Annotated in this window: 11 protein-coding genes, 1 tRNA gene and 1 pseudogene; 6 read left to right on the top strand and 7 right to left on the bottom strand. The window is 35.3% G+C overall.

What is annotated here, in order from left to right; all coding sequences use genetic code 11:
* From ACFIJW_RS09110 to ACFIJW_RS09100, 3 genes and pseudogenes are all read left to right on the top strand, one after another.
* Positions 1 to 229, top strand: a pseudogene (locus tag ACFIJW_RS09110) (exonuclease); the annotation flags it as partial.
* Between the two features lie 98 nt (positions 230 to 327).
* Complete coding sequence (locus ACFIJW_RS09105; RefSeq protein ID WP_375634159.1) at positions 328 to 816, top strand: DUF488 family protein; 489 nt, start codon at positions 328 to 330, stop codon at positions 814 to 816.
* Positions 817 to 912: 96 nt separating this feature from the next.
* Positions 913 to 1116, top strand: coding sequence for a helix-turn-helix transcriptional regulator (locus tag ACFIJW_RS09100; protein ID WP_375606917.1), 204 nt, complete (start codon positions 913 to 915; stop codon positions 1114 to 1116).
* 99 nt (positions 1117 to 1215) lie between these two features.
* Here ACFIJW_RS09100 and ACFIJW_RS09095 read toward each other — a convergent pair.
* The 4 genes from ACFIJW_RS09095 to ACFIJW_RS09080 all read right to left on the bottom strand — a co-directional run bounded on the left by ACFIJW_RS09095 (position 1216) and on the right by ACFIJW_RS09080 (position 4473).
* Positions 1216 to 1291 (bottom strand) — tRNA-Thr (locus ACFIJW_RS09095).
* A 196-nt stretch (positions 1292 to 1487) separates the two neighbouring features.
* A complete protein-coding gene (accC, locus tag ACFIJW_RS09090; RefSeq protein WP_375634157.1) occupies positions 1488 to 2846 on the bottom strand; it encodes an acetyl-CoA carboxylase biotin carboxylase subunit in 1359 nt (452 codons plus the stop codon).
* A 14-nt stretch (positions 2847 to 2860) separates the two neighbouring features.
* Complete coding sequence (gene accB / locus ACFIJW_RS09085; RefSeq protein WP_375634155.1) at positions 2861 to 3358, bottom strand: acetyl-CoA carboxylase biotin carboxyl carrier protein; 498 nt, start codon at positions 3356 to 3358, stop codon at positions 2861 to 2863.
* Between the two features lie 242 nt (positions 3359 to 3600).
* Positions 3601 to 4473, bottom strand: a complete 873-nt coding sequence (locus ACFIJW_RS09080; protein WP_375634153.1) for a DsbA family protein — start codon at positions 4471 to 4473, stop codon at positions 3601 to 3603.
* 345 nt (positions 4474 to 4818) lie between these two features.
* On the opposite strand from ACFIJW_RS09080, the gene glpD reads away from it, so the two are divergent.
* The 3 genes from glpD to cobT all read left to right on the top strand — a co-directional run bounded on the left by glpD (position 4819) and on the right by cobT (position 9405).
* The gene (glpD, locus tag ACFIJW_RS09075) at positions 4819 to 6348 is read left to right on the top strand and encodes a glycerol-3-phosphate dehydrogenase (protein WP_375634151.1); all 1530 of its coding nucleotides are present in this window, start codon (positions 4819 to 4821) and stop codon (positions 6346 to 6348) included.
* A gap of 698 nt (positions 6349 to 7046) precedes the next feature.
* A complete protein-coding gene (gene dusA, locus ACFIJW_RS09070; protein ID WP_375634149.1) occupies positions 7047 to 8027 on the top strand; it encodes a tRNA dihydrouridine(20/20a) synthase DusA in 981 nt (326 codons plus the stop codon).
* 391 nt (positions 8028 to 8418) lie between these two features.
* Positions 8419 to 9405, top strand: a complete 987-nt coding sequence (gene cobT, locus ACFIJW_RS09065; protein ID WP_375634147.1) for a nicotinate-nucleotide--dimethylbenzimidazole phosphoribosyltransferase — start codon at positions 8419 to 8421, stop codon at positions 9403 to 9405.
* Between the two features lie 48 nt (positions 9406 to 9453).
* Here cobT and ACFIJW_RS09060 read toward each other — a convergent pair whose 3' ends face one another.
* The 3 genes from ACFIJW_RS09060 to ACFIJW_RS09050 are packed head-to-tail and all read right to left on the bottom strand — an operon-like array spanning position 9454 to position 11188.
* Complete coding sequence (locus ACFIJW_RS09060; protein ID WP_375608344.1) at positions 9454 to 9945, bottom strand: Lrp/AsnC family transcriptional regulator; 492 nt, start codon at positions 9943 to 9945, stop codon at positions 9454 to 9456.
* Between the two features lie 21 nt (positions 9946 to 9966).
* A complete protein-coding gene (locus ACFIJW_RS09055) occupies positions 9967 to 10596 on the bottom strand; it encodes a uracil-DNA glycosylase family protein (RefSeq protein ID WP_375634145.1) in 630 nt (209 codons plus the stop codon).
* A gap of 28 nt (positions 10597 to 10624) precedes the next feature.
* Complete coding sequence (locus ACFIJW_RS09050; RefSeq protein ID WP_375634143.1) at positions 10625 to 11188, bottom strand: thermonuclease family protein; 564 nt, start codon at positions 11186 to 11188, stop codon at positions 10625 to 10627.
* Positions 11189 to 11381: the final 193 nt, after the last annotated feature.

Raw genomic sequence — 11381 nt, 5'->3', positions numbered from 1 at the left:
ACCAGAATATCACGCACAAATGCAATTCCAAATGGCATGCACTGGACGTAAATGGTGTGATTTCATGAGCTATAATCCAAACTTTGTAGGCAAATCTACTGGTTTGAGAATGAAAGTCAAACGCGTCCTCCGTGATGAGAAACACATTGAAGAGATCAATAAAGCGGTCGAGATTTTTTTAGGGGAAATAGAACAAGAGATGCAAAAGATTTTGGCAAAAGCTGCTTAAACCTATGGGGGTGCTCTCTCCTCCCAGCACTCCCACCCATTTACTAAGGAAATTAAACGTGTGTAACACCANCCACCCATTTACTAAGGAAATTAAACGTGTGTAACACCAAACATATTATCATACAGCCTGCTAAAGATGAGGAATTTTGTTTTTTTACCATTGGCTATGAAGGTAAGTCCCTTGAGAATTATCTTAGTTGTCTCATAGAAAACAATATCAAAACTTTATGTGATATTCGTAAAAATCCAATAAGTAGAAAACACGGATTTTCGAAAAGACAATTAGAGAAAGCTGTGAGCAATATTGATATTGAATATATGCATATGCCTGAACTTGGAATTGCTTCTGAAAAACGAAGAAATTTGAAAACACAAAAAGATTATGACCGCCTTTTTGAAGATTATCAAAATACAACTCTCAAGAATAATTCTTGTGCAATAAACAAATTATATAAAATGTTTTTAAACAAAAAGCGCGTTGCAATCACCTGTTTTGAAGCCAATGTATGCATGTGTCATAGAGGACAACTCGCATTAGCTCTTACTCAATTGCCTGATTGGAAATATGAAATTAAGCACATCTAAAAAATAAACTTGCAAATTTTTAAAAGTTGGAGTGCTTCACATGCCTTCCAGCACTCCCACCCATTTAATTAATATAAAAAAGAGAAAGGTAATGAGATGATATTTGATGATGGAGATAGATATGTAACGACACGTGAGTGTGCACAGCTTTTTAGTGTATCCACAACAACGATTCGCAATTGGGTGCTTCAGGGGTTGTTTCCGGAGCCATATAAGCTAGGGAGAGCAGTGAGATGGAGAAAAAAAGAGATCCTAGCTTTTACTCCAAAGAAAAATACGGAGCAAATAAGAACAAATTAGGTAAAATTATATAAACTGTAGAAGGTGGTCTAAAAGGTGGTCTGAAAATAGCTATTTAAAGAAAAAAACTATATATTTCAATATGTTTAAGAAATAAAATGGTGCCCCCAGAGAGACTCGAACTCCCGACCCCCTGATTACAAATCAGGTGCTCTACCAACTGAGCTATAAGGGCATAACCATGTAAGAGTTAGCACAAACTAACAAAAAGGAAAACAGAAAATTATTAAATTTTATGCATATTAAAAGAAAACTATATAAAAAATAACCAATTTATTTCCTTTTTTCCACTTTTTACAGCAAGGTTGGAACTATCCTTATGTTAATATCTTATAGAATCTTTTATAAGAATGCACCGTTTTGCTATCGAATTACGAATCTGAAGACTTTGATTGATGAGCAAGGTAATTTTCTAGCCAGTGAATATTATAATTACCATCAGCAACATCTTGATTATTAATAAGATCGCGAAAAAGAGGCAGTGTAGTTTTTATCCCATCGACGACAAATTCATCTAAAGCACGCCGTAAACGCATCATACATTCTAAACGGGTACGTCCATGAACAATCAGCTTTCCAATCATGCTATCATAGTAAGGAGGAATATGGTAACCTGAATAAGCGCCTGAATCAACACGAATCCCTAAACCTCCAGGTGTATGAAAATGTGTAATGGTTCCAGGTGATGGCGTAAAGTTAATAGGATCTTCTGCATTAATACGGCATTCAATGGCATGACCAGAAAAACAGACTTCATCTTGTGTCACTGAAAGCTTACAGCCTGATGCAATATGGATTTGTTCGTGGACTAAATCTATACCTGTAATTGCTTCAGTTACAGGATGCTCGACTTGTAAACGTGTATTCATTTCAATAAAATAAAATTCGCCATTTTCATAAAGAAATTCAATAGTACCAGCTCCACGATATCCAAGTTGGGCACAGGCATTTGCAACAATACTTCCAATTTTTTTCCGTTCAGTTTCATTAAGTGCAGGTGATGTAGCTTCTTCCCATACTTTTTGATGCCGTCGTTGAAGTGAACAATCGCGTTCTCCTAAATGAATAGCATTTCCCGCACCATCACCTATGACTTGAATTTCAATATGACGGGGTTTTTCTAAATATTTTTCTATGTAAACAGCGTCATCACCAAAAGCAGCTTTCGCTTCTGAACGCGTTGTTTTGAGAGCTATAGAAAATTCTTGTTCAGAATGAACGACTTTCATACCACGTCCACCACCACCTGCAGAAGCTTTTATAATAACTGGATAACCAATTTCACGAGCAGTGCGTAAAGCATCTGATTCTTCAGTGACTGCTCCATCTGAACCGGGAACTACAGGAATACCAAGTTTTTTGGCGGTTTTCTTTGCTTCGATTTTATCGCCCATGATTCGGATGTGAGTAGCTGTTGGACCGATGAATGTAATATCATGGGCTTCTAGAACATCTGCAAATTTTGCATTTTCAGAAAGAAAGCCATAACCTGGATGAACAGCATCCGCTCCTGTAATTTCACAAGCAGCAATAATTTGCTGAATACTCAAATAGGAATCACGAGCGGGAGGAGGGCCAATACAAACACTTTCGTCAGCAAGACGAACATGCATTGCATCTGCATCAGCGGTAGAGTGAACAGCCACGGTTTTTATGCCAAGTTCTTTACATGCACGTAAAACGCGAAGAGCAATTTCTCCTCGATTAGCAATGAGGATTTTTCGAATCATGGTTGCCCCTCGCTTTATTCAACAATAATAAGTGGTTCACCAAATTCAACAGGTTGACCATCTTTGACAAGAACAGTGGTTACCGTACCTGAGCGCGGTGATGAAATTTGATTCATTGTTTTCATGGCTTCAATAATAAGTAATGTCTCCCCTTCAGAAACATTTTGCCCTACTTCTACAAAAGGTTGCGCGCCTGGTGAAGGTGCAAGATAAGCTGTTCCAACCATTGGAGAGGTTATTGTGTTTTTTGATCTATCTTCTTGGATAGATTGTATAGGAGATTCAGCTGTTGGAACTGGAGAAGATGTTACAGAAAAAGTAGGAGTAGAAACAGGAGCATAGATTGCTTGCTCAGAAGAAGTTAAGGTATTTTGGCGTGAGACACAAATACGAAGCTCCCCTTGTTCAACTTCAATGTTCGTTAAATTTGTATCATTCAAAATTTCAGCAAGATCACGAATAATTTTCGTATCAATTGCGTTTTTTGCCGAATCCATTTTTTTTGTTGCCATTTTATTTCTAACTCCTTGATCAATGAAGATCGTCATTATCTCATTTTATGACCGAATATCTCTAGATTAGGGATGACATCTTTTGAGGCTTTAAAGATTTTTATTTCCTTTAAATCATTATACTTTGCAATTTAAAACTCGTATCTGCTTTACGCAAAATTGCACTTATAAGCCTGTTATCAAAAAAGAGAAAGCATAAAATTACCTCATTTACAGTATTCTTCCTAAAACGGATCAGGTATTCACTGTGTATTATCTATCGCTTGTTTTAGAATATCCTGTTTGGCAGCGCCGATGAATATTTTATCACCAATGATGTAAGAAGGTGTTCCCGTAATATGAAGTGCAGAGGCAATTTGAATGTTTTCTTTAAAAGCGTTTTGCAGAGTGGGATCTTGTATTGCATTATGTAGTTTTTTTTCATCTGCTCCTAATGAAACAGCTACTTTAATAGCTTTAGCTTCATTTGCACGACCCTGATACATTAAAAGCGTTTTGTGAAACTGAGGATATTTCTCTGGAAATTGTTTTCGAAATGCGTAGGCAACAGTATGGGCTGCCATAGAATCAGAGCTTAAAATTGGTAAGTCCTTGATAATAACCTTTAAATCTGGATATTCTTTTATCAAGTCTTCTATATTTGAATAGGAAATTTTACAATATCCACAGTTGTAATCAAAAAAATTGACAAGCACTCTTTTACCATTTGGGTTTCCCAAAACAGCGTCATGAGGAGAATGAAAAATCTCTTTTTCTAATGAATGAATGACTGAAGTTTGTTTTTGGTTTTCGTATTCATTCTGTTTTTCCAGCTTATCTTGAAGAATAAGCTGCATTTCAATCATAATTTCTGGATGAGTAAGAAGATACTCTCTGACGATTTGTTGAATATGATGAGAATCAGTATGTGGTATCATTTTTTCTTTAAGCTTAGATAAAAAGCTAGAATCTTCTAAAAGTTGTGATTTAAGCTTTTCTAAGCTTAAATCATTTGCTGTTTTTGAGCGTGACGTTGCGTTTGATAAAGAAGGTAAAAAGATTAAAATACTCGACATAACTATGACTAAAATTTTTGAAAGAAGTGTTATTTTCGAGTTTTGAGAGTGATAATTCATTTGGATACCTTCACATTTTCTAGGGTGTCATTGAGTGAACTATATGAAAAGTGCTATCTATGTGCAATGAAGCATTTAGTTATAGTGTATCTTTAAGAATGAGAAAAAACATCAATTTTTCTCTAAAAAGATTTCATATGATGAACCTTGGCTTGGCAAGGATTATGTTTTGTAAAAGATAAAAAAATTCTCTTTAATTTGTCAAATGTTGTTTTGATGTATAAGGATATCAAAAGCTTTTTGTGCGTGTTTATTTTAAGAAAAAGTACGTTGATAATACAATGAAGAACACTTGTATTATTTTTTCCTGTTGCTTTATTGAATACTGAGAAACAAAATTAAATAATGAAAAGTGAAATTATGAAAACTACAACACATTATGAGCTGTTTATCATTGGAGGAGGGATAAACGGCTGTGGATTGGCAAGAGATGCAGCAGGACGCGGATTTAAAGTGGGATTGGCTGAAATGAACGATCTTGCATCTGGGACCTCAAGTGCGTCAACAAAGCTTATTCATGGTGGGCTTCGTTATCTTGAACACTATGAGTTCAAACTTGTTCGTGAAGCATTGAAAGAACGCGAGATCATTTTACGTATGGCTCCACATATTGTGCGTCCTTTGCGTTTTCTCCTTCCTTATCATAAAGAATTGCGCCCTGCTTGGATGTTGCGTTTTGGACTTTTTATTTATGATTATTTAGGGAATTGGAATCAGAAATTGTGGCGCAGTAAAACGATTAATTTTTCACAAAAATTTTGCTCTACACTGAAGAAAGAATATCAGAGAGGTTTTGAATATTCTGATGCAAGAGTAGATGATGCGCGTTTAGTTATTGGCAATGCTCGTGATGCAGAAAAGTGGGGAGCTGATATAAAAGTACGAACAGAAGTTCTCTCTTTAAAAAAAGAAGACAATAAATGGCATATATTTCTTCAAGACAAGTTAAGTAGCAAAGAATATAGTGTCACAGCTTCTTATATCGCGAATATGACAGGACCTTGGATTGATCATGTTTTGGCAAGCATATTAGATTGTAAAGAACATCCACCAGTACGGCTTGTTAGAGGTTCTCATATTTTGGTTCCCAAGCTTTATACTCATGATCGTGCTTATATTTTTCAAAATGGTGATGGGCGTATTATATTTGCTATTCCGTATCAAGAAGAGTTTACCTTACTTGGAACAACAGATTGTAATTATCAAGGAGATCCGGCTGACGTTCATATTACTGATACAGAAATTGATTATATTTGTGCAGCAGCCAGTGAATATTTCATACAACCAGTGTTGCCTGAAACGATTGTCTGGTCTTACTCTGGAGTTCGTCCACTCTATGATGATGGAGCTTCAAAAGCACAAAAAATTACGCGCGATTATGTTTTAAAAGAAATGGGAACAGGAACGACACCAAAGATACTTAATCTTTATGGTGGAAAGATTACAACTTATCGTAAGTTGGCTGAAGATGCGATGAAATTTGTTGAAAAAGAGCTTGGTAAAAAGGGAGCATCATGGACGGCTAAGGCAGTACTTCCAGGGGGTGATTTTCCCTATAACAAATTAGATACAATCGAAAATAGGATTGCTCTTTTAATGCCAGATTTAGATGCTTTTACACATCGCAGGCTTGCACGCTCCTACGGTACGGAAGCATTGGTGATCTTTGCACATGGTAAGGCAAATAAAGGAAAAAATTTTGGACATGGGCTTTATGAAGTAGAAGTAAAATGGTTGATGGAAAAAGAATGGGCTAAAGTATGTGAAGATGTGTTATGGCGTCGTTCAAAACTGGGGCTCCTATTTAATGAACAAGAGGTTGATACTCTTTCTTCCTATATGCAAAGCCAACAAGAGATTGAACAACGTTTATGATCATTTCATTTTACAAATTGTATCTGCAATATTGTAAAATATTTTCCTTCGAGAGATACTGATATTAGTTATAGATATTAAAAAGGCAATGGTTGTCTATACCCTGATTTTAGTTTTTTTTTGAAAGAATCACAAAATGGCAAAATTAGATAGAATATTTAAGATGAAATTTGTCTATCTTATAAAGTGAAATCTAAGAATATCACCAAAAAGAACTCATTGATAAAAAATAATTTATAATTAGATTCGTGTGAAATAAGGTTTTTTTCTTCTTTAGGAGAAGATAAAGCTACTTTCTGTATCGTTTATTTGCACAATGAGTTAAAAAAATCTAAAGAAAATTAAATCGATCATGAAAAATTGTATAATGTGTTAGTTTAGCATTTATTATCTTAAACGCTGTACTAAATCATGTAAGGGGAGAGGCTTGAAGAGCGTAAGAAGAACTTATAAATGAGATTTTTATATTATAGTAAAAATCTTCTTTTTTCATGTTTATATACCTGAACACTAATCTATGAGAAATGCGATATTGTGTTTTGGCATGATTGATTGTAGTAAACCTTGATATCAATTGGAAATAATGAGCTGTTATTATACTCATGATAGTATAAGAGAATAAAATTTTCCGTAAACTAAAAGTAAGTATTTTTTTATGTATAAAGAGAGAGCTATAGGGACATGAGAGTAATACCCTCATGATATTTTACAACCTTCCATCGCCTATAAAATTTGCAGTAGCACCAATGTTGGACTGGACAGACCGACATTGCAGGTTTTTTTATCGTCTTTTAACGAAAAAAGCTCTCCTTTATACGGAAATGATGGTAGCAGATGCTGTCATTCATGGTGTTCGTGAACAATTGTTGGCTTTTAGCGACAAAGAACGTCCAGTTGCATTACAATTAGGGGGGGCAGATCCGAAAAAGTTAGCAGAAGCTGCACGAATTGCTGAGGATTTTGGCTACAACGAAATAAATCTCAATGTTGGTTGCCCATCAAATCGTGTTCAAGCAGGGGTCTTTGGAGCTTGTTTGATGCTACATCCAGACATTGTGGCAAATGCAGTAGAAGCAATGAAACGAGAGGTTACTATACCTGTAACTGTCAAATGTCGGATTGGAGTGGACGAACAAGATGAAGAGTTAGCGTTAGATCTTTTGGCTAATCAGGTTTGGAATGCTGGATGTGATGCGCTCTGGATACATGCACGCAAGGCATGGCTACAAGGATTGAGTCCGAAAGAAAATCGCAATATTCCGCCCCTTAATTATGAAAGGGTTTACAAATTAAAAGGTCAATATCCTCATAAATTCATTGGGATAAATGGTGGAATTAAATCGATTGATGAGATCAAAGAACACTTAACTTTCTGTGATGCTGTCATGGTTGGTCGCCAAGTTTATCATGATCCAACTTTGTTAAAACATATTGATTTTGAACTCTATGGTGAGTCGCAGAATAGTCTAAGTGAGAGTGATCTTATTGAGGTTATGTGTGATTATGCGGCTCGACATATTGCATCGGGGGGACGGCTTTCTCATGTGACGCGTCACATGATTGGTTTATTTCATGGGCGGGGTGGTGCACGTCGATGGCGGCAAATACTATCAAATGATGCGACAAAACCAAACGCAGATATATGTACTTTAAAAGAAGCTTTTTATGCTCTCATTTAATAACAGTCAGACAATTAACATATATTAAAGTTGAGATCCTTTGCGTTTTGATTTCTTTGCGATAATTTTGATCCCTTCAATTTTATAAGTTTTTGAAAGTTTATAACTTTTATTATGAATAAGAATGTTAGAATTTATATATTAAACGGCATGCTGATTATGCCTATTAAATAAAAAATAGCTTAAGGGTATCACTGTAAAGTAGTCATAAGATATTAATAACATTTTGAATCTTGCACGTTTGTTATTGGGGTAGAAAATAGAATGTAGAAATTATTGCTTTCATAGTATTTAACATTTTTAAAGCACTGTTAAAAAAACAATAAATTATTCATATCCTGTATATATGACGTGATTTTCATAAACATTGTAGATTTTAAAAGGTATCCTTATGATCGCTAGTCCATTTGATGATTTTCGTGCTTTGCTTACAAATTTACCTGTTGCTGATGAGTTTTCTATAATTTTGGCAAAAAAATGGCAAAAAAACTTAACAAAAGAGCAAGGAACATTGGGAAAACTAGGAGATATTGCTGTTTGGTATGCGGGGTGGAGGGGTACAGAAAAACCTATCGTAACGCGACCTTTGGTTGCTATTTTTTCTGGAAACCATGGTATTGTAGAGGAGAATATTACACCATTTCCACAATCTATGACACAAAAAATGGTAGAAAATTTTGCCTCTGGTGGAGCTGCTATCAATCAAATTTGTATTGCTTATGATCTTGGATTAAAAATTTTTGATTTAGCATTGGAATATCCAACAATGAATATTACGAAGGATGCCGCAATGGATGAGCGGAGTGCGGCTGCTACAATGGCATTTGGAATGGAATCCATTGCGGGTGGGACAGATCTTTTATGTATTGGAGAAATGGGAATTGGAAACACAACAATAGCTTCAGCTTTATGCTTAGCATTGTTTGGAGGGGAAGTGGAAGAATGGACAGGAAATGGTATGGAATCAGAAGGTGATTTTTATCAGCGTAAAATTGCAGCGGTTAAGACAGCCATTTCTTTGCATAAGGATTATTTTAATGATCCTTTTGAGATAATGCGTCGCTTAGGAGGACGTGAGATTGCTGCTATGGTTGGTGCTATTTTAGCAGCAAGAATAGAAAAAATACCCGTTATTTTAGATGGTTTTGTGGCAACAGCAGCAGCAGCGGTTCTTTATAAAATGCATCCAAAAGCTCTTGATCATACCCTTGTTGGACATGTTTCTTCTGAGACAGCTCATCGTAAACTTTTAAAAAAAATTGGCAAAGAACCACTTCTAGATTTGGGGATGCGTCTTGGTGAAGGGACAGGAGCAGCTATAGCAGCTGGTATTGTCAAAGCTGCTGTTTTAACACATGCACAAATGGTGGTTTTTTAACAAGAAAGTTTGAATGCCTAAAAGATCATAAGACGGATATAAAAAATCTTAAGAGCTTTGTTCATGCGTCTTGTCGTGTAATTTAATATAATTAAGTGGAAGTTCTGTTGTATATTTAATCTGTTCCATTGCGAAAGAAGAAGAGACATCACGGATGTCAATTTTAGAAATTAATTTTTTATAAAAAAGATCATAAGCTTCAATGTTGGGCACAACAACACGCAATAAATAGTCAATATCTCCACTCATTCGATAAAATTCAATGACTTCACGGAATTCTTGCACAATTTTTGAAAAACGCTTAAACCATTCATGACTATGTGTATTTGTGCGAATAGACACAAAAACAGTGACGTGTGCGTTTACTTTTTCTGGAGAAAGAACAGCAACACGACGTTGAATGACGCCATCTTCTTCAAGTTTTTGAATTCTACGCCAGCAAGGAGTGGTAGAAAGCCCCACTTTTTTAGCAATATCAGCAACAGAAAGTGTCGCATTTTCTTGCAAAAGATGTAAAATTTTTCGGTCAAGACGATCCATATTTTTTCTCAATATTTTAATTTATAAAAATTTACGCACTAAACGACGCAGATATACAATAAGCTCATCGTTAAACCATGGTTTTTTCTGTAACCAAGAAGTATTTCGCCATGACGGATGAGGCAAAGGCATAACATTATAGCCTCGAGGTTGAGGAATGGAAAGAATATTTCTCCAATCACCAACAGTTGCAGAAACGGTTTTATGTTTTAATTCTGTAATGTGCCACTTTTGCGCATAACTGCCAATAGCAAGAACAAGCTTTATTTGAGGCATTGCCTGAAATATCTTTTCATGCCATATTTCTCGACATTCCCGTCTTGGTGGTAAATCAGCTTTATTTTTGTCATAACCTGGAAAACAAAATCCCATAGGAACAATAGCAAAAAGAGATTTATTATAAAATTCTTCTTTCGTGACACCCAGCCAATTACGCAATTTTTCACCAGAGCGATCATTAAAAGGGATAGAAGTTTCATGGACACGCAACCCTGGTGCTTGGCCTGCAATTGCAATCGAAGCAGTATCGGATAAATAAACGACAGGGTTTGGTTCATGAGGAAGAGGAGGAAAATAATGGGGTTGTTGGACGCAAACACGACAGGAATAGATCTCTTTTTCAAGTTTGATAATTGGGCTACATTGTTTCATTAGTAAATAAAATTAAAAAATATTTTTCTTATTCTGTGCGAGGATTTGCTTTGCGCCATTCTTTTGGTCGTTGAAAACTTGATACCCATATTCCTTTCTTTTTCTTCCTAGCTTCTTGCTCTTCTTTGGGGTATTCATAATAATTTACAGCCCAACCATTATGTACAAGTGTTGCGTTGATATTGCTAACTTGTTTTGTTTTACATGTTGCAAGAATACGGCGATATTTATCTGTTTTTTGCCAGTGACATGTAACAATTTGATTTTTTAATAATAGTTCTAAATATTTCTTTGCTTCAAGCCCACAAGGGTAGCGTGCTTCCTTTTTTCCACAAAATTGGTGGAGTTCAGGAGCATCAATTCCAGCTAGTCGAATCTTAATTGAAGAAATCATAATGGTATCGCCATCAATGATTAAAGCATTTCCTTTAACAGAGTTTTGAGAAGAAAAATTTTCTTTTTGAGGCAACCGTTGAGTCTGCTTAAAATAAGTTGACATAATGATAAGAATGCTAGCAGCGACAAAAATACTGAAACCGATAACTTTTAGATTAAAGATTCTTAGATCAAAATGAGAAAAAGATTTTTTCATGAAATAAAGAAACTGCTAACATTACTATAACTCTATTTTAGTATTGTTTATAATTCATCCGAGAAGCTTTATTCATATGACGAAACAATGTCTCGTTTTAATGACAAAATTTTCGTTAGATATCACAATAATCAAATACTCATGCAAAATATATGTAAGCAACTTAAATAATAAATCAACTTATCCAAATCCG

It is taken from the genome of Bartonella sp. MM97QHHN (assembly GCF_042194285.1).
Lineage (GTDB): Bacteria > Pseudomonadota > Alphaproteobacteria > Rhizobiales > Rhizobiaceae > Bartonella.
This window is presented reverse-complemented; position numbering and strand designations above follow the sequence as displayed.